At 59.0% G+C, this 18,791-nt stretch carries 19 protein-coding genes; 12 read left to right on the plus strand and 7 right to left on the minus strand.

All coding sequences use genetic code 11. The annotated features are described in order from the left end of the window. Positions 1 to 4: 4 nt before the first annotated feature. The 6 genes from ispG to ELY38_RS02775 all read left to right on the plus strand — a co-directional run bounded on the left by ispG (position 5) and on the right by ELY38_RS02775 (position 6,565). On the plus strand, positions 5 to 1,120 hold the full coding sequence (gene ispG, locus ELY38_RS02750) for a flavodoxin-dependent (E)-4-hydroxy-3-methylbut-2-enyl-diphosphate synthase (RefSeq protein ID WP_127059968.1): 1,116 nt from the start codon (positions 5 to 7) through the stop codon (positions 1,118 to 1,120). A 46-nt stretch (positions 1,121 to 1,166) separates the two neighbouring features. After that, positions 1,167 to 2,462: a histidine--tRNA ligase gene (gene hisS / locus ELY38_RS02755; protein ID WP_127059969.1), complete on the plus strand. Its 1,296-nt coding sequence runs from the start codon at positions 1,167 to 1,169 to the stop codon at positions 2,460 to 2,462. Between the two features lie 80 nt (positions 2,463 to 2,542). Then, positions 2,543 to 3,199, plus strand: a complete 657-nt coding sequence (locus ELY38_RS02760) for a YfgM family protein (protein ID WP_127059970.1) — start codon at positions 2,543 to 2,545, stop codon at positions 3,197 to 3,199. Beyond that, positions 3,196 to 4,365 carry an outer membrane protein assembly factor BamB gene (gene bamB, locus ELY38_RS02765; RefSeq protein ID WP_127059971.1) on the plus strand — a complete coding sequence of 390 codons (1,170 nt, stop codon included), beginning with the start codon at positions 3,196 to 3,198 and terminating at the stop codon, positions 4,363 to 4,365. Before ELY38_RS02760 ends, bamB begins: the two co-directional genes overlap by 4 nt. Continuing rightward, positions 4,362 to 5,765 carry a ribosome biogenesis GTPase Der gene (der, locus tag ELY38_RS02770; protein WP_127059972.1) on the plus strand — a complete coding sequence of 468 codons (1,404 nt, stop codon included), beginning with the start codon at positions 4,362 to 4,364 and terminating at the stop codon, positions 5,763 to 5,765. Before bamB ends, der begins: the two co-directional genes overlap by 4 nt. A 185-nt stretch (positions 5,766 to 5,950) precedes the next feature. Beyond that, positions 5,951 to 6,565, plus strand: a complete 615-nt coding sequence (locus ELY38_RS02775) for a hypothetical protein (protein WP_127059973.1) — start codon at positions 5,951 to 5,953, stop codon at positions 6,563 to 6,565. On the opposite strand, the gene ELY38_RS02780 is transcribed toward ELY38_RS02775, so the two are convergent. Continuing rightward, positions 6,562 to 7,431, minus strand: coding sequence for an ATP-binding protein (locus ELY38_RS02780; protein ID WP_127059974.1), 870 nt, complete (start codon positions 7,429 to 7,431; stop codon positions 6,562 to 6,564). The genes ELY38_RS02775 and ELY38_RS02780 overlap by 4 nt on opposite strands. A gap of 103 nt (positions 7,432 to 7,534) precedes the next feature. On the opposite strand from ELY38_RS02780, the gene ELY38_RS02785 reads away from it, so the two are divergent. Continuing rightward, on the plus strand, positions 7,535 to 8,338 hold the full coding sequence (locus tag ELY38_RS02785) for a M48 family metallopeptidase (RefSeq protein WP_127059975.1): 804 nt from the start codon (positions 7,535 to 7,537) through the stop codon (positions 8,336 to 8,338). A gap of 78 nt (positions 8,339 to 8,416) precedes the next feature. Here the strand turns inward: ELY38_RS02785 and aroE are convergent, their stop codons facing one another. The 6 genes from aroE to ELY38_RS02815 all read right to left on the minus strand — a co-directional run bounded on the left by aroE (position 8,417) and on the right by ELY38_RS02815 (position 13,809). Further along, a complete protein-coding gene (gene aroE, locus ELY38_RS02790) occupies positions 8,417 to 9,238 on the minus strand; it encodes a shikimate dehydrogenase (RefSeq protein WP_127059976.1) in 822 nt (273 codons plus the stop codon). Between the two features lie 61 nt (positions 9,239 to 9,299). Then, positions 9,300 to 10,214 (minus strand): oxygen-dependent coproporphyrinogen oxidase, encoded by a 915-nt coding sequence (gene hemF / locus ELY38_RS02795; RefSeq protein ID WP_127059977.1) that lies wholly within the window; start codon positions 10,212 to 10,214, stop codon positions 9,300 to 9,302. Positions 10,215 to 10,314: 100 nt separating this feature from the next. Then, the gene (locus tag ELY38_RS02800) at positions 10,315 to 11,157 is read right to left on the minus strand and encodes an oxygenase MpaB family protein (RefSeq protein ID WP_127059978.1); all 843 of its coding nucleotides are present in this window, start codon (positions 11,155 to 11,157) and stop codon (positions 10,315 to 10,317) included. Positions 11,158 to 11,159: 2 nt separating this feature from the next. Continuing rightward, a complete protein-coding gene (gene tsaC / locus ELY38_RS02805) occupies positions 11,160 to 11,717 on the minus strand; it encodes an L-threonylcarbamoyladenylate synthase type 1 TsaC (protein WP_127059979.1) in 558 nt (185 codons plus the stop codon). A 55-nt stretch (positions 11,718 to 11,772) separates the two neighbouring features. Continuing rightward, complete coding sequence (dprA, locus tag ELY38_RS02810) at positions 11,773 to 12,885, minus strand: DNA-processing protein DprA (RefSeq protein ID WP_127059980.1); 1,113 nt, start codon at positions 12,883 to 12,885, stop codon at positions 11,773 to 11,775. 42 nt (positions 12,886 to 12,927) lie between these two features. After that, positions 12,928 to 13,809 (minus strand): peptidoglycan-binding protein, encoded by an 882-nt coding sequence (locus ELY38_RS02815; protein WP_127059981.1) that lies wholly within the window; start codon positions 13,807 to 13,809, stop codon positions 12,928 to 12,930. A 196-nt stretch (positions 13,810 to 14,005) separates the two neighbouring features. Here ELY38_RS02815 and def point away from each other — a divergent pair, with 196 nt between their 5' ends. The 5 genes from def (at position 14,006) to trkA (ending at position 18,788) form a co-directional block, all read left to right on the plus strand. Then, positions 14,006 to 14,521 (plus strand): peptide deformylase, encoded by a 516-nt coding sequence (gene def, locus ELY38_RS02820; protein ID WP_127059982.1) that lies wholly within the window; start codon positions 14,006 to 14,008, stop codon positions 14,519 to 14,521. 182 nt (positions 14,522 to 14,703) lie between these two features. Further along, complete coding sequence (fmt, locus tag ELY38_RS02825; protein WP_127059983.1) at positions 14,704 to 15,690, plus strand: methionyl-tRNA formyltransferase; 987 nt, start codon at positions 14,704 to 14,706, stop codon at positions 15,688 to 15,690. After that, the gene (gene rsmB / locus ELY38_RS02830) at positions 15,687 to 17,036 is read left to right on the plus strand and encodes a 16S rRNA (cytosine(967)-C(5))-methyltransferase RsmB (protein ID WP_127059984.1); all 1,350 of its coding nucleotides are present in this window, start codon (positions 15,687 to 15,689) and stop codon (positions 17,034 to 17,036) included. Before fmt ends, rsmB begins: the two co-directional genes overlap by 4 nt. Positions 17,037 to 17,086: 50 nt before the next feature. Then, positions 17,087 to 17,293: a dodecin gene (locus ELY38_RS02835; protein WP_126950666.1), complete on the plus strand. Its 207-nt coding sequence runs from the start codon at positions 17,087 to 17,089 to the stop codon at positions 17,291 to 17,293. 121 nt (positions 17,294 to 17,414) lie between these two features. Next, the gene (gene trkA, locus ELY38_RS02840) at positions 17,415 to 18,788 is read left to right on the plus strand and encodes a Trk system potassium transporter TrkA (RefSeq protein WP_127059985.1); all 1,374 of its coding nucleotides are present in this window, start codon (positions 17,415 to 17,417) and stop codon (positions 18,786 to 18,788) included. The last annotated feature ends 3 nt before the right edge of the window (positions 18,789 to 18,791 follow it).

Genomic DNA, 18,791 nt, shown 5'->3' on the forward strand with positions numbered 1-18,791 from the left:
TCTTATGCACGCCCCTTCTCCGATAAAACGCCGCCAGTCCCGCCAAATTCATGTAGGCAAGGTCGCGGTAGGCGGAAATGCGCCTATTTCCGTACAGAGCATGACTAACACCAACACGCTGGATGTGGCGGCTACCGTGGCGCAGATCCAGCAGCTGGAAAAGGCCGGTGCGGATATCGTGCGCGTTTCAGTACCCGATATGGACGCCGCCGAAGCCTTTGGCAAGATCAAGAAGCTGGTGGATGTGCCGCTCGTTGCAGACATCCACTTCGATTACAAGATTGCCCTGCGCGTAGCCGAACTGGGCGTTGACTGCCTGCGCATCAACCCTGGCAACATTGGCCGTGAAGACCGTGTGCGTGCCGTGGTCAGCGCCGCGCGTGACAACGGCATCCCTATCCGTATTGGCGTGAACGCAGGCTCGCTGGAAAAGGATCTGCAGAAGAAGTACGGCGAACCCACGCCTGCCGCGCTAGTTGAATCAGCCATGCGCCATATCGACCACCTGGACCGGCTCGATTTTCCCGACTTCAAGGTCAGCGTCAAAGCCTCTGACGTGTTTATGGCCGTGGCCGCCTATCGCGACCTGGCCACCCGTATCGAGCAGCCGCTTCACCTGGGTATTACGGAAGCTGGCGGGCTGCGTTCGGGTACTGTCAAATCCTCCATCGGCCTAGGTATGCTACTGATGGACGGTATTGGCGATACCATTCGCGTGTCGCTTGCTGCCGACCCGGTCGAGGAGGTCAAGGTCGGCTTTGATATGCTCAAAAGCCTCAAGTTGCGTGCCAAAGGCATTAACTTTATCGCCTGCCCTAGCTGCTCACGGCAGAACTTTGACGTTATCAGCACCATGAACCAGCTTGAAGAGCGCCTGGAAGACGTGATGACGCCGCTGGATGTCTCAGTCATCGGCTGTGTGGTCAACGGGCCAGGTGAAGCCAAAGAGACTGATATCGGCTTAACAGGCGGCAGCCCTGCCAACCTGGTGTATATCGATGGCAAGCCCGCCAGTAAGCTGAGCAATGACCACTTAGTGGATGACTTGGAGCGGCTAATCCGCGAAAAAGTGCGCCAGAAACAGCAGCAAGAAGATGACATGATTGCCCGCAGCATTTGATCGCCGGGACAGCGCATCAGCCAGGATGCAGAACAAGGAGTTTTCATTGAGCAAGTCCGCCGCTAAAAAGATTCAAGCCATCCGTGGAATGAACGACCTGTTGCCCAGCGATAGCCCTCGCTGGCAATTTTTTGAGACCAAGGTGCGCCAGCTGATGCAGCGCTATGGCTTTGACGAGATCCGCACTCCTATCGTTGAGCAAACCGCCCTGTTTGCCCGCTCGATCGGCGAAGTGACCGATATTGTCGAAAAAGAGATGTACACCTTTGAAGACCGCAACGGCGACAGCCTGACTCTGCGACCTGAAGGCACCGCCAGCTGTGTACGCGCGGCGATGGAACATGGCCTGCTGCACAACCAGACCCAGCGGCTTTGGTACCAGGGCCCGATGTTTCGTCATGAACGCCCGCAAAAAGGCCGCTATCGCCAGTTTCATCAGGTGGGCGTGGAAACTTACGGCTTTGAAGGCCCGGACATTGACGCTGAAGTCATCCTGATTTCTGCACGCCTGTGGAAAGAGCTTGGCCTGTTTGAGCACGTGACTCTTGAGCTGAACTCTCTGGGCTCAGCGGAGGCACGTCTTGCCTACCGTGAAAAGCTAGTGGCCTACTTCGAGCAGCACCGCGAAATTCTCGATGAGGACTCCCAGCGTCGCCTGATCAGCAACCCGCTGCGCATTCTGGATTCCAAAAATCCGGCCATGGCCGATATGCTCAATGGCGCACCGCAGTTAATGGATCATCTGGATGACGAGTCTCGCGAGCATTTTGAGCAGCTAAAGGCCATGCTGGATGCAGCAGGCATTCCCTTTGTGATCAACCCCCGCCTGGTGCGTGGGCTCGACTACTACTGCCGCACGGTATTTGAATGGACTACCTCGGCGCTGGGCAGTCAGGGTACGGTATGTGCCGGTGGCCGTTATGACGGCATGGTGGAACAGCTGGGCGGCAAGCCGACCCCGGCGGTCGGATTTGCGATGGGCATCGAACGGCTGATTCTGCTGCTGGAAACGTTGAATCTGGTACCTGAAGAGGCTCTGGGTGGCTGTGACGTCTATCTTGTGCCCATGGATGACAGCGCGACCGTTACCGCGCTCACGCTCGCCGAGCAGCTGCGTAGCGAGCTTCCCGGCCTGCGCCTTCAACTGCACTGCGGCGGCGGCAGTTTCAAAAGCCGCATGAAAAAGGCCGACAAGAGCGCGGCGACGCTTGCCATTTTGCTGGGCGAAGACGAGCTTGCCGATCAGATGGCAACGCTCAAGTTCCTGCGCGACGACCGCGAGCAGCAGCGTGTAAGCCAGGCAGCACTCTCTTCAATGCTTGGCGAACTGCTGGCCCGCTAGGTCAAACGAACCGGCGCTTGCGCCTACCAATCACTTATCGTCGCTAGGTAGCGGCGATTTTATGCAATAGGAGACCGCCCGTGGCGGATCGAAGCGAAGAAGAGCAGCTGGATATCGTCAAACGCTGGTGGAAAGAGAACGGTACCTCGCTGATTGCAGGTGCCGTGCTGGCGGCTGCGGGTGTGTTTGGCTGGAACGCCTGGCAGAACTACCAGGAAGGTCAGTCAGAAGCCGCCTCGGTCCGCTACCAGCAGTTGATCAGCATAGCAACGGCCCAGGAGCTGGACGAGCAGCAGACCGCCAGCGCCCGCGAACTGGTTGCTGAGCTGACCGATGATTACGGCAAGACGCTGTATGCCGATCTCGCCCGACTGCTGGATGCCCGCCTGGCGGTGCAGCAGGATGACCTTGAAGGCGCCAAGGCATCACTTGAGCAAGTGGCCGACGGTTCATCGCGCCGCTACGTGCAGAGCCTTGCCTGGCTGCGTTTAGCGCGTATTGAAGTAGCCTCCGGCAACCCCAATGCTGCGCTTGAGCTGCTTGATGAGCCCATCAGCGAATCCCTGGCCGCTCAACAGGCTGACGTACGCGGCGATGCTCATGCAGCGCTTGGCCAGACCGAGCAGGCGCGCAGCGCCTGGCAGAACGCACTGGCGCTTGCCCAACAGCAGGATCAAACGCTTTACGGCGTGCAATTCAAGCTTGACGATCTCGGCGCCGAGGAGGCGACACAATGATGAATCTGCGTTTTCCCAAACAGATCATGCGCGTGACGTTCGGCGCCGCCGCCATTGCCCTGCTGGCAGGCTGTGCCAGTAAAGGCGAACCCGCCTACACGCCTAAAGAGCTGCGCAGCTTTAATGAAACCGCAACGCTTGAAACGCAGTGGCGCCAGAATGTTGGCAGCGGCCTGGGCCGGGCACGCTACCCCATCGCCCCGGCGCGTGAAGGCAGCACCGTGTTTGCCGCCGATGCTGAAGGGCTGGTCATGGCGCTTGATGCCAATAGTGGCGAGCGCGAATGGCGGGTAGAGCTCGATACACCAATTTCAAGCGCTTTGACCGCTATTGCCGGGCATGTTTACCTGGGCACGCGCAACGGTGAAGTGATCGCTCTTGACCAGCGCGATGGCAGCGTTAGCTGGCGCTCGCGGGTTTCCAGTGAAGTGCTCGCCGCCCCCCAGGCCAATCAGCAGCTTCTGGTCGTACAGAGCGTCGATGGCCAAGTGACCGCTCTGGATCGCGCTACGGGTGCCGAGCGCTGGGTATACACCAGCTCACAGCCCGCACTGACACTGCGTGGCACCGGCACGCCGACGGTTATTGAACCAGTCACGTTCGTGGGCCTTGCCAACGGACGCCTAGCTACCCTTGATAACCGCAGCGGCCAGCCCCTTTGGGATATGCAGATTGCAACGCCTCGAGGGCGCAGCGAAGTTGAGCGACTTGTCGACCTTTCCGGCCAGCCGTTGATTACGCCTGACGGTCGCCTGTTTATTACCAGTTACAACAGCCGGGTCGTGGCACTGGAAGCCACCCGTGGCAACGTTCTCTGGGAAAGCAATCTCTCTAGCCGCCATACGCCGCTGATGGTAGGTGACTATCTGTTTGTCGTTACCGACAACAGCCAGGTAGTAGCACTCGATGCCAGCAATGGCCAGGAAATCTGGCGTAACGATGAGCTTGAGGATCGCTGGCTCACCGCTCCCTCCTTTGCAGCGGGGAACTTGGTACTCGGCGATTTCGAAGGCTATGTCCATCTGATCGACGCGCGTGAAGGTAACATCGTGGGCCGTACCCGGGTACATAAATCCGGCCTTAGCGTGCCCGCCGTTACTGATGGCAACACCATTCATGTCCAGGCCAATAATGGTCGCCTGGAAACCCTGGAAGTCACTCCATGACACCCGTCATTGCTTTGGTCGGTCGCCCCAATGTGGGCAAATCGACCCTGTTTAACCGCCTAACACGTTCGCGTGATGCGCTAGTGGCCGATTTTCCCGGCCTTACCCGTGACCGTAAGTATGGTAACGGCATGCTGGGCGGCAAGAGTTACACCGTAATTGATACCGGCGGTATCAGCGGTGATGAAGAAGGTATCGATGCGGCGATGGCCGAGCAGTCGCTTGCCGCGATTGATGAGGCTGATATCGTTCTGTTTCTGGTCGATGCCCGCGCTGGCCTGAACGTGGCCGACGAAGCTATCGCCAACCATTTGCGGGTCAACCAGAAGAAAACCTGGCTGGTAGTCAACAAGACCGACGGCCTTGAAGAGCACTCGGCCATGGCCGACTTCTGGAAGCTGGGCCTGGGCGACCCGTGGCCCATCGCGGCCGCCCACGGGCGTAACGTGTCCACACTGATGGATACCGTGCTTGAACCGTTTCCCGAACGCGATGCCAGCATTCCGGCCGACACCGGCAGCAAGGGCATTCGCATCGGCGTGATCGGCCGCCCGAACGTGGGTAAATCCACCCTGGTCAATCGCCTGCTGGGTGAAGAGCGCGTGGTGGTGTTCGATGAAGCGGGTACCACACGGGATGCTATCGAGATTCCGTTTGAGCGGCGCGGCAAACCCTATGTGCTGATCGACACGGCCGGTATCCGTCGGCGCAAGAACGTTAGCGAAATTGCCGAGAAGTTCTCCATCATCAAGACACTTGATGCGATCAAAGAGTGTCATGTGGCGGTGATGGTACTCGATGCACGCAACGGCCTGGTCGAGCAGGACTTGCACCTGCTGGATTACGTGCTGACCACCGGGCGCGCCCTGGTGCTGGCGATCAACAAGTGGGACGGCCTGGAAAGCGAAGCCAAAGAGAAGATGCGCTCGGATATCAAGCGCCGTTTAGGCTTTGCCGACTATGCTGAAATTCACTTTATCTCAGCGCTTCACGGCACCGCTGTGGGCGATCTGTACCCCTCCATTGATCGGGCGTTCAACGCGGCCAATGCGCACTGGTCTACCAACCGGTTGACCACGCTGCTGCAAGATGCGGTTAGCCAGCATCCGCCCCCCATGGTTAACGGGCGGCGTATCAAGCTGCGCATGGCCCACCAGGGTGGCAGCAACCCGCCAATTATCGTGGTGCACGGCAATCAGACCGCGTCAGTGCCCGAAGCGTATCGTCGTTACCTGATCAATACTTTCCGCAAGGTATTGAAGGTACGCGGCACGCCCATGCGGTTTGAATTCCGTTCAGGCGATAACCCATTTGACCAAATGGCAGGGGCCAGCGATAAAGAGAAAGCCAAAAAGCGCGAGCTTAACCGCACCAAGGAGGCGCGCCAAAAGCGCCGCTAATTGCCAAGCGCTCTACGCCCCCAAACGCCTGCTTTAACCAGCAGGCGTTTTTGTTCTACCTTATTCATCACGTTTTCACGGTCATAAATTCGCTTGACATAAAATCCTGCGGGCCCTCAAATAGCCGCGCTTTTTAGCCTATCACGTTGGCCTTTGCCATCATTGCCCTTCTTGGGAGGGAACTTATGCGTTATGCCGTTCGTCACTGGCGCTGGCTGGTGACCCTTAGTTTGGCCAGCCTGCTTAGTGGCTGTCTTGCACTGCCCCAAACAGGGCTTTTTGCGTTCCGCTTGGCGGTAACATCGCTGGGCGTTGAGGATGTTCGTATTGGCCCCTACAGCATCAATGCAGGCCTGGATACCAGCGACTTGACCAGCCTGCTGGCCTCAAGCCTGGGCGCTGGCAGCCTGCCGGTTCAGGCAACGCTTGCCATGGGGCTGGGATTACCGGCTGGCATGCCTGCGGTGGCCATGTCAGGCTTTAACTGGACGCTGGATATGCCGGGCGTTGACCCTGTGCAGGGGAAATACACGCAGGATGTTTCATTAACCCCAGGTGACGGCGCTAATCTGCGCCTGCCGGTGGCGTTTGACATTCTGGGTACCGATACCCAAAAGATGGCGCCAATGCTGAATCTAGCCAAGCAACTCGCTTCTCAAGGCGAGCTGCCAGCGGGTAGCCAACTGGCTATCACACCGGGGGATCTACGCGGGCTAGGCATGACGTTGCCCGCAGGACTGCTAACACCCACCATTCGCCTCAATGTAGGCGAAGATGGTCAGCTAATCCCGCAGCGTTAATGTTTCTCTTCCAGGCGTTTGCGGCCAACGAAGTGGGCCGCAAACTGCCACGCCGTACGACCACTGCGCCCACCGCGTAATGTGGCAAAACGCACCGCTTCAGCTCTTGCTGCGTCATCCCAGTCACCTGGCTTACCTACCTGCCTGACCCAGTGCTCGCATACTTCAAGGTATGTTGCCTGGCTGAACGGGTGGAAGCCCAGCCACAGGCCAAACCGGTCCGACAGCGAGATCTTTTCCTCCACAGCATCACCGTGATGAAGCTCTTCGCCCACGAGCTGTGAACCGCTATTGTCGTCCATCGACTCTGGCAGCAAATGGCGCCGGTTGGATGTTGCATACAGCAGTACGTTTTCAGGCGGGCCGGTTAGGGCGCCATCCAGTACGCTCTTCAATGCCTTGTAGGCATCGTCGTTACCTTCAAACGACAGGTCATCGCAATACACCACAAACCGGTGCGGCACATGGCGCAACTGTTCAACCAGCATGGGCAAACTTGCCAGGTCGTGTCGGTCAACCTGGATCAAGCGTAGCCCCTCACCGCCCAGTGAGTTAAGCAGCGCGCGTACCACCGACGATTTACCGCTACCCCGCGAGCCCCAGAGCAGCGCATGGTTCGCCGGCAAGCCTTGCAGAAAAGCACGGGTGTTATCCAAAAGCGCCAGTTTCTGCCGCTCAATACCCAGCAGATCATCCATGGTCATGGCATCGCGCGGCGGCACCGGCACCAGCCGACCGCCTAACGGATGGCGCTGCCAGATGGCGGCCACATGGGTACTCCAATCGACCGTGACGGGGGCAGGAGGTAACCATTGATCCACATGGTCAAGTAGCTTGGTTAAACGTTGGCTCAGTTCAGCGTCCATACCTATCCTCTGACAAGTGACGTTATACTAGGGAGATTGATTTACCGCTCTTAGTGGTTATCTTGTGTACAGGGAACTCATTCGTCTATAAGGAAACCATCTCATGCGTTGGCTTCGTCCATTTGCGATTACCGCGTTGTGCGCCTCACTGGCAGCCTGTTCCACTTCGCCCACCGGGCGCTCGCAATTACTGCTGCTCTCAGATGATCAGCTTAACGAAATGGGTCAGCAGGCATTCGCCCAATATCAGCAGGATGTGCCTCCCGCTGACCAAGCCAGCCTTCGCTACGTGCAATGCATCACCGATGCGATTGTTGAGGTGCTTCCCGGCGAGCAGCGCAACCTGGACTGGCAAGTGCGTGTTTTCAAGGCCGAACAGCCCAACGCCTTTGCCCTGCCCGGCGGCTACATGGGTGTAAACACCGGCATGCTTAATATCGCCACTACTCAAGATCAGTTGGCATCCGTCGTCGGTCATGAAATTGGCCACGTGCTTGCCCGCCATGCCAACGAGCGTGCTTCAACCCAGAATGCCACCTCTCTTGGGCTATCGGTGATTTCCAGCGCATCAGGCATGCAGACCCCGGGTGGACAGCAGCTGATGGGCGTACTGGGCCTCGGCGCGCAATACGGCATTGCCCTGCCCTTTTCACGCCGCCACGAAAGCGAAGCCGATATCATTGGCCTGGACCTCATGGCCCAGGCAGGTTTTGACCCGCGCCAAAGCGTAACGCTTTGGGAAAACATGCAGGCAGCCTCTGGCGGTGGCGCGCCGCCCGCCTGGATGTCGACTCACCCAAGCCAAGGTCAGCGGATTGAAGGCCTGCAGGCCAACATGGATAGCGCACTTGCCACCTATGAGCAGGCACGCAGCAGCGGACGTACGCCCAACTGTCAACGTCCCTGAGGTGCCGACTTTAGCCTGCTGGCGATAAAATCAGCCAAAAGGGCCGAGCGATCTCGGCCCTTTTGATTTCCAGCCCGGTTAGCCGGCGTTCAGCATCCGGCGCAGCGTTTGGCGCACATGGGTGGTATCAGGACGCACGTTGCGCCATAAAAAGAACGCTTCAGCTGCCTGTTCAACCAGCATTCCCAACCCGTCCAGCCGTTTGGCGCCGTGGGTACCGGCCCATTTCAGAAACACCGTCTCTTCCGCGCCGTACATCATGTCGTAGGCCCAGGCGCCGTCGGCAAACAAGTTACCGGGTAGTGGCGGCAGATCGCCATTAAGGCTTGCACTGCTGCCGTTGATCACGAGATCAAACGGGCCTTTAGCCGCTTTGAAGCCTCCACTGTGAAGCTCCCCGAGGTCGGCGAAAGCCTCTGCCAGCTGCTGGGCTTTTTCAGGGGTGCGGTTGACCACCATCACCTCGCTGGGCTGTTCAGCAAGCAGCGGTTCCAGAATCCCCTGCACGGCACCGCCAGCGCCTACTACCAACACGCGTTTACCCGCCAGCGTAACGTGGTGGTATTTCAGATCACGTATCAGACCAACGCCATCCGTGTTATCGCCATAGATAAGCCCGTTACCGCCGACCGTTAACGTATTGACCGCTTTAGCACGCTGGGCACGTTTGCTTAATGTGTCGCATAGCGCATAAGCCTCGCCTTTAAAGGGCACGGTAACATTGGCGCCCCGGCCGCCTTTCTCCACAAAGGCGAGCCAGGCGTCAGCGAAACCATCAAGAGGCGCTAGTTTCGCCGTATATTCAAGTGCCTGATGGGTTTGCTGAGCAAATTCGTTATGAATCAATGGCGACTTTGAGTGCTCAATCGGGTTGCCAAATACGCAGTAAAGGTCACTCATTAGCGCGTTCCTATGCGGTGTTTACGTTACCATACGTTGCTACGCAGCCGAGCTGGTAGCCTTACTCAATGCCCAGCCAGTCGCGGGCTACCAGATAATCATTCAGCCGGGCTTCAGGACTATCGGGCGCTGGCGTATAGGCATACTCCCAGCGCGCTAGAGGTGGCATCGACATCAGTATCGACTCCGTGCGCCCACCGCTTTGCAGACCGAACAGCGTGCCCCGGTCCCATACCAGGTTGAACTCCACATAGCGCCCCCGGCGGTAGAGCTGAAACTCGCGCTCACGTTCGCCCCAAGGGTCATGCTGGCGACGCTCGACAATGGGCAGATAGGCATCCAGGAAGCTATCACCCACAGCGCGCTGAAAGGCGAAGCACTCTTCGAAACTGCCAGCATTCAGGTCATCAAAGAACAGCCCACCCACACCGCGGGTTTCGTCGCGGTGCTTCAAGTAAAAATACTCGTCACACCAGGCTTTGTAGCGGGCGTACACATTCTCTCCAAAGGGGTCACAGGCGGCCTTGGCAACCTGATGCCAGTGCACGACATCCTCCAGGACCGGGTAGTAAGGCGTTAAATCAAAGCCGCCACCAAACCACCAAACGGGCGTCTCGCCCTCTTTTTCCGCAATAAAGAAGCGTACGTTGCCGTGACTGGTGGGAATATGCGGATTTTCCGGATGCAGTACCCAGGAAACCCCAACCGCATGAAAGCTGCGCCCAGCAAGTTCCGGGCGCGACGCGGTGGCCGAGGGCGGCAACTGGGCGCCGTATACGTGGGAAAAATTAACACCACCTTTTTCAAACACGCGGCCCTGTTCAATTACCCGTGAACGACCGCCACCGCCCTCTTCGCGCTGCCAGCTGTCTTCTCGGAATGCGCCACGGCCATCGACGGCGGCTAGGCCCTCGCAGAGCCGCTCCTGCAGGTTAAGCAGGTACGTCTTAACGTTATCCAGGTGCTCGTGGGCCACGGTATCTCCAACAATGTGCCTAAGGGGTTAGTGACAATGGTAAGGCGTAAGGCTTAAGGGTTGAAGGGCGAATCGGCAAAAGGTGACAAGCCTCTGAGCACTACGGCCGCGCCTGAAAGCGCGCGAGCGCCCGGCGGTAGGCGCCGCTTCGTACCGCACGGCTGATCATGGGCATGGCGCTTTTGATCCCGGCACGCACCAGACGGCGCTGAATCCAAGGCATGTCCAATTCAAGCTGGTTAGCGGCCCATTCGGGAAGCAGATCGATACCCGCACGCATGAAAAGCGCACCGGCCGGACGAAAGATCAGATGGCGCGGTGGGGCGTTCAACAATATTTGTATGACTTCCCGGGTGCGCTCGTCGCAGATGAGTTCGCGCCTTTTAGTGTCAAGGTACGCCTCGATGGCGGCGCAACTGTCGGGCACGTTGCGCGCCCCCAACGCCTCGGCGATACAGGCGGTCTCGAAAAAGTAACGATCCTGGCTTTCGCGCTCAAGGTGGGGGTTACGATAACGCAGGTGGGCGGCCATGAAGCGGCTCATCTCGGCGACATGCACCCAGGTGAGAAGGTCCGGGTCGTCGGCCGAATAAGGGCGACCGTCGGCGGCGTGGCCGCGTACCTTGGCGTGCACTCGACGTACGCGGGCGATCGCCTCTTCGGCCTGCTCGAAGGTGCCGAAGCTGGTAGTGGCGATAAAGTCGCTGGTGCGTCTTAGCCGCCCGACCATATCATGGCGAAAGCTTGAGTGATCCCATACGCCAGCCAGCGCCAGCGGATGCAACATCTGCAAGAGCAGCGCGCTGATGCCGCCGCACATCATGGGGGTGAAGTCGCCATGAATGTTGCGCACCAGACCATCCAGAGGAAAGGGACCTGGGTTTTGCGCGGCGCGCGCCTCACCCAGGCGCGCCGCCATGGCGTCATACAAGAAGGTGGTCACGGCTATGAGCGCAGCACCTGGCCCGTGGCAAGATCGCGAATGGTGCTGGGCCGCGGGTTGCCTCCCAGCTCGCCGACAACAATAGCGGCAACCTCCTGGCCAAAGATACTGACAATTTCGTCACTGCTCATGGCTGGCGGCTCCCCGGCGCGATTGGCCGAGGTAGATACCAACGGGCCGCCAAATGCTTCGCACAGCGCCTTCATTAATGGATGGTCGGTAACCCGCAGCGCCACGCGCTGGTGAGCACCGCGTACCAAGGCGTGGCTGCGGCCGTTATCCGGCACCAGCCATGTATTGGGGCCAGGCCAGCTGGACGCCAGTGGGGCATGCAGGGCCAAGGGAAGCTGATTTAACCAGGGCTGGAACTGCTGGATACTCGCGGCCACCAGAATAACGCCCTTGGCCGGGTCGCGTTCTTTCATGCGCATTAATCGGGTAAGCGCTTCGTCATTATCGGGGTCGCAGCTAAGCCCCCAGACGGCTTCGGTGGGGCAGGCAATTACGCCACCTGCGTGCAGCGCATTAATGGCAGTATCGAGGTCGGTAGCCGGTTTCATGGCAACTCCTGCTCTACTCAAGGCAACGGGCAATAAAGAGGTTTTTTGCATCCTATCACGGCCTGGGCAAACGCACCCAGCCACCCGCTTGCTGGGCTACCCAGCCATCAAGCTCCAGCATGAGTAGCCGCTGCTGGCAGCCGCTGACGCTTTCACCGGTCGCCTGCACCAATACATCAATCGGCGTGGGTGTGCCCGACAAGTCATGTAACAGCGTATCAGGCAGCGGTTCACACTTATCTGCCCCAGCGGCGGGGACTTGCTGTTCAACGGCAGGCGGCGGCAGGAACGTGCTTGCCCATTGCTGCAGCTCTTCAAGCATATCGTCAATATGGCGCACCAGCGTCGCCCCGTTGCGCAGTAGATACAGGCAACCCTGCGCCTGTATGTTATGCAGCGACCCCGGCAGGGCAAACAGCTCCTTGCCCTGCTCCAGCGCCAAGCGCGCGCTGACCAACGAACCGCTTTTCTCGGTCGCCTCCACCACCAACGTGCCGAGGGAAAGCCCGGTCACGATGCGATTGCGCCGAGGAAAAAAGGCGGGCCGGGCCACCGTGCCCGGCGGGTGCTCTGAAAGCAGCAGCCCGCCAGGTATCTGGCTTAGCTGTTCGTGAAGATCACGGTGCCGGGCAGGGTAGATAACATCAACGCCACAGCCCAGCACGGCAATACTGCTCCCCCCGGCGCTTAACGCAGCGCGCTGGGCGATACCATCAACCCCAAGCGCCATCCCGCTAACCACGCACCACCCGCGGCGCGCCAGTTCGCGGGCAAACCCTTGCGCGTTAGCGCTACCTTCCGAGGTGGGCTTACGGGTCCCCACCATGGCAAGCTTTGGCCCTTCAAGCGCACTCAAATCACCTTGCGCCCAGAGTACGGCAGGCGGGTCATCTATTTCATCCAACAGGGCCGGCCATGCGGGATGATGACGATGCAAAATATGTCGACCGGGGCCGCTTTGCTGCCAGGCGATAGACGCCTCGACCTGTTGCTGTAACGGGCTGCGTTCAGGATGTTCAAGCCATAGCCTTAAGGCGTTGGCAGCATTACTGGGCAGCACCGCCAGCCAGCCTTCCGGCCAGCGCGGCCTGCGGGCCACCAGCTGATGTATGCGCAGTGCCCCCATTCCGGGCAAGGCATTGATTACTAGCCATTCCTTGGTATCCATCGGCTCTCCTTACAGTGCATCACGCGAATAAAAGTTGATTGATCAATTCGGGGTAACTACCCAGTCGCCCACTTCCAGCACATTGGATGTCTGCATCACCAGTGCATAGCTGACCCGCTGGTAGGGCTTGATAATCATCACCTGCCCTGCTGGCGTGGCGGGTAACTGAACTGACGCTTGGGTACGCGGGTCGTCGATCAACGTGCCTTGCTGGTTAACCTGAAGGATATGCCCGGGCTCCAAGCCATCCTGAGTGCCCACATCCAGAGCAACCATTTGCAAACGACCGACAAACCGCATGCCACTCGGCACGGCAACAATACGCCCACGGATACCATTCAAAGGCGGGTGCGGCTGAAGCGCCGGGCGAGCGCCGTCATACTCAAGGGGCAAGATCAGATCATTGCTACGCACTTCTTGGTCGGCCTTGAGTACGTGCAACTGCGCAATGTCGCCGTCGCTTCGCAGGTGCTGCGCCTCCCCCACCTTGAGCAACTCACGTCCCAGCAGTCTGCCATCAACATCACGATAAGACTCCCCCGGGCGATAGACCCCAAGCGCCACGTCATGGGGCACTCGGCCTCGCGCATAGAGCGTATCCCCCGCGGCACTCATCAGACGCTGCTGATTTCCAGCCAGCACGTAAGTAAGCTCTGGCAGGTTATCGCCCTCCTCCAACACGCGGTGCGCGCGCAAAAAAGCGTCCAGGCTTGCAAGAGGTAATGCAAAATCGGCAAAGCGCCCCTTCTGATCTGCCTCACCCAGCGCTATTGTGCGTATTTGCGGGGATAGCTTGACGACCTGCTGGCATTCATCGCCTAACGCCTGATCACTGAACAGCAGCAGTAGGCCGAGCCCTAACGCGTATAATGTCATTATCAGAGCTACCCTTTTCACGTGAGCTGCCTTGGGCGGCATGGCCATATTGCGCTCCTTTGAAGAGGCTGGTGAAAGACTGGCCTATGCAAGTCGGCGGCGGGCGCGCTTTTTGCTGCCTGTCAGGCCGTGTGGCAATGCCCAGGAGTGCTGCCAGCGTGGTATAGTAATCATCAAGAAAGTAGCAGGCCGCGGCTAGCCGGCCTGATTATCTAAGATTCTGCATAACGGTGATTGTAACCCCATGGCCAAACTACCTATTCTCGAATTTCCCGACGAGCGCCTGCGCACCAAGGCGGTACCGGTGGAAACCGTCGACGATGAAGTTCGCCAGCTTGTCGACGATATGCTGGAAACCATGTACGACGCCCGCGGCATCGGCCTTGCAGCCACGCAGATTGACGTGCACCGGCGTGTTGTCGTGATGGACGTCAGCGAAGATAACTCGCAGCCGCTGGTACTCATAAACCCCCGTTACACGCCCATCGGCGAAGAAAAAGAGCCGCTTTCAGAAGGCTGTCTGTCGATTCCTGAGTACTACGCCGAAGTGCCACGCTATCTCAAGGTCAAGCTCAACGCCCTTGACCGTCACGGAGAAGCTTACGAGCTTGAGGCCGATGGCCTGCTGGCGCACTGCATTCAGCACGAGTACGACCATCTTGAAGGCGTACTGTTTGTTGATTACCTCTCACCGCTCAAGCGCGACCGCGTCATGAAAAAAATGCAAAAACGCCATAAGCTGATGCAGGACGATGCATAACGGCTAAACGGTTTTACCACAGTTTACTTCGGTTTTGGTAGCTGGCGTTCAAAAAGCGCGGTGTAAAATGTGTCAGGCCGAGGAGCCCGGTAATCACAACAACTGTTGTCTACCTTCGCTTCTCGGCCTTTATCGTCAGCGCGGGGCTTTATTTCTTTTCTTGTTATTAGGTATCTATTTACATGTCACAGTTGCGCGTTGTTTTTGCGGGCACGCCCGATTTTGCCGCCTCAAGCCTTGCTGCTCTTCTAGAAAGCAAGCATGAGGTGGTCGCGGTTTATACCCAGCCCGACCGCCCGGCGGGTCGCGGCCGCAAACTCACGCCTAGCCCTGTTAAAAAGCTGGCCCTTGAGCAGAGCCTTCCGGTCTATCAGCCGCAAACACTAAAAGATACCGGCGCCCAGGCCGAACTTGCAGCGCTGGATGCCGATATCATGGTGGTGGTTGCCTATGGCTTGCTGCTGCCTCAGGCCGTGCTGGATACGCCGCGGCTGGGTTGCATCAATGTGCATGCTTCGCTATTGCCACGCTGGCGTGGCGCCGCTCCCATTCAGCGTGCCATTGAAGCGGGAGATCAAGCTTCAGGCGTGACGATCATGCAGATGGATGCGGGGCTGGATACTGGGGCCATGTTGCACGAAGTGCGCACCCCCATTACCGAGCGCACCACCGGCGGCGACCTTCACGACCGTCTGGCCATTCAAGGCGCTACTGCGCTGATCAACGTACTGGATGAATTGGCCCAAGGCACGGCAAGCGCCACGCCTCAGCCCGAGGAAGGCGTTACCTACGCCACCAAACTGAGCAAGGCCGAGGCCGAGCTTGATTTCACCCAGCCCGCCGAGGCGCTGGCACGCAAGATTCGTGCCTTTAACCCTTGGCCGGTCGCGTGGTGTCAGCTAGGTGACGACCGCTTGCGCCTGCTTATGGCAAACGTTGAACCAGGCGAACATGCCCCTTCGCTACCCGGCATGCTTCTGGAACACGGCGAAGACTACCTGCGCATTGCCTGCGGCGCACAAGGCCGTGAGGTATTGTGCATAACCACCGCTCAACTGCCGGGCGGCAAGGCCATGGCGGTCCGCGATCTGCTCAATGCCCGCCACGCTCGCCTGACTACCGGCACACGCCTTGGTCAGTCAGAAACCCAGCAAGGAGACTCCTTATGAGCCAAAAACGCCCCGCGCAGAACGGTCGCGCCTCAGGCAACAGTGGCCAGGACGTTCGCGCCGCCGCTGCCCGTGCCTTGGCACCGGTTATTGCCCAGCAGGGTTCTCTTGCCAGCCTGGATGAGCATAGCGTGGTGGCCCGAGACCGGAGCCTGTTAAAAGAGCTCTGCTTTGGCACTTGCCGTCAGCTGCCACGTCTGGAAGCCCTGGCTAACACCCTTTTAAAGCAACCCTTTAAAAAGCGTGATAGTGATATCCACGCCCTGCTGCTGGTAGGTATTTATCAGCTTTTGTACATGCGCATTCCCGCCCACGCGGCGGTGGGTGAAACCGCAGGTGCCGCACGTTTGCTGGGCAAGGAGTGGGCAACACGCGTGCTCAACGGTTGTCTACGCCGCCTGCAGCGCGAGTCCGAGGAACTCCAGGCCACTGTTGATAAAGATGAAAGCGTGGCGCTCGCCCATCCCCGCTGGTTACTGGATGCTCTACGCGACGCCTGGCCCGAGCAGTGGCGTTCGATTGTTGACGCCAACAACCAGCCCGGCCCCATGACGCTGCGCGTTAATCAGCACCACAACGATCGCGAAGCCTATCTGGAGCGGTTGGTTGAACAGGGGCTCAGTGGAGAACTATGCACCCATGCGCCTGACGGCATTACGCTTAACGTACCGTGCGATGTGACCTCGCTACCCGGGTTTTCCGAGGGTCACGTCAGCGTACAGGACGAGGCGGCCCAACTTTGTGCCGCACTACTTGGCCCTGTACTGGCGCCACGGCACGGCGCACAGGTTCTGGATGCGTGCAGCGCCCCCGGCGGCAAGACCGCGCATCTGCTTGAGCAGTTTGATATCGCCCTGACAGCCCTGGATAGCGATAACCAGCGCCTATCGCGAGTAGAGGATACGCTTAGCCGTTTGGGTCTAACGGCTGATCTCCAGCATGCCGATGCCACCCAGCGCGACTGGTGGAACGGCACGCCGTTTGAGGCTATTCTGCTGGATGCCCCCTGCTCCGGCACGGGCGTTATCCGGCGCCATCCGGATATCAAGACGCTGCGCCGCAAGGAGGATATCCGTAAACTGGCCAAGCTCCAGCAGCAGCTGCTGGATAATCTGTGGCCCTTGCTGCGCGAAGGCGGCACGCTGTTATATGCCACCTGCTCGGTACTGCCTGAAGAGAACGCCAAGCAGATCGATGCCTTCCTGGCGCGTACGCCAGATGCCAGGGTAACCACGCCTAGTGATGTTGCCTGGGGTGTCGAGAGCGGCCATGGCCGTCAGCTGTTTCCCGAGGTGGGGCGTCACGATGGCTTTTTTTATGCCAGACTAGAAAAGCGTACTGCCTAGGTTTTATCGAATGCCAAGGCAGTGAATTCATGACTAAGGATGGAGATACCATGACTCATCACACCTACAAGCACGTAGAAATCACCGGCTCTTCCGAGAAAGGCATCGAGGAAGCCGTGCAGAACGCACTCGCCAAGGCATCAGAAACCCTTCAGCACATGCGCTGGCTGGAAGTCACCGACACGCGCGGCCATATTGAAGATGGCCGAGTGGCTCACTGGCAGGTCACTGTAAAAGTCGGTTTTACATTGGAATAATCCTCACCTGCTTTTCAACGGCGGCTGGTTTACACTGGCCGCCGTCTTTATTGCAGCGCATTAAGTTAGAACTTCACATTAGACATTGCGCTGGCGCTTTCAATGGAACCGATGCTCAGTAATGAAAATCATCATTCTCGGCGCCGGCCAGGTCGGCGGCACCCTGGCGGAGCACCTCGCCCGCGAGGAGAACGACATCACCGTCGTGGACACCGACGCCAACAAGCTGCGCGAGCTGCATACCAAGCTCGATATCCGCACCGTTACCGGCGCAGGCTCCTACCCCATCGTGCTGCGTCAGGCGGGCTGTGAAGACGCCGATATGCTGATCGCGGTGACCAATACCGACGAAGTCAACATGATCGCCTGTCAGGTCGCCCATACCCTGTTTCGTACGCCCACCAAGATTGCCCGGGTACGCGCCACACCCTACCTGACTCGCAAGGGGCTGTTTGCCCACGAAGCCATCCCCATTGATGTATTGATCAGTCCCGAACAGGTGGTCACCGATCACGTGCGCCGTCTGATCGAACATCCCGGCGCCCTGCAGGTGCTGGACTTTGCTGGGGGGCTGGTACAGCTGGTGGCGGTGAAAGCCGTGTTTGGCGGGCCACTGGTAGGCCAGGACCTGGCCTTTCTTCGCCGCCATATGCCCAACGTGGATACCCGTGTGGCGGCCATCTATCGGCGTAACCGGCCGATCATTCCCCGCGGCGATACGGTGATTGAAGCCGACGACGAGGTATTCTTCCTCGCCGCCCGACGGGACATCCGCGCGGTGATGAGCGAGCTTCGGCGTGTCGAACGGGGCTTTCGCCGGGTGGTGATTGCCGGAGGCGGCAATATCGGCGAGCGTCTGGCCGAGCACCTGGAGCATACCCACCAAGTCAAGATCATCGAGCACAACCTCGAGCGCTGCACCACGCTGTCCGAGCGGCTCGACCGCACCGTGGTGCTCCACGGCAGCGCGACCAGCAAGCGGCTGCTGGAGGAAGAGAACATCGAGGACTGCGATATCTTCTGCGCGCTGACCAACGACGATGAGGTCAACATCATGTCGTCGCTGCTCGCCAAACGGTTGGGCGCCAAGAAGGTGCTGACGCTGATCAACAACGCCGCCTACGTGGATCTGGTGCAGGGCGGCGAGATTGATATCGCGATCTCCCCCCAGCAGGCCACCATCGGCAGCTTGTTAACTCACGTACGCCGGGGCGATATCGTCAACGTGCACTCGCTGCGCCGTGGGGCAGCCGAGGCGATTGAGGCCATTGCCCACGGCGACAAGCAGTCATCCAAGGTAGTGGGGCGTACCATCAGCGAGATTAACCTGCCCGAAGGCACCACCATTGGGGCAATCGTGCGCGGCAAGGAGGTCATTATCGCCCACGGGGAGGTCGCGGTGGAAAGCGGCGATCACGTGATTCTGTTCGTGATCGACAAGCGCCGTATCCGCGATGTGGAACGCCTGTTCCAGGTCGGTTTGACGTTCTTTTAGGAG

The organism is Vreelandella nanhaiensis, assembly GCF_003990185.1.
Classification (GTDB): domain Bacteria; phylum Pseudomonadota; class Gammaproteobacteria; order Pseudomonadales; family Halomonadaceae; genus Vreelandella; species Vreelandella nanhaiensis.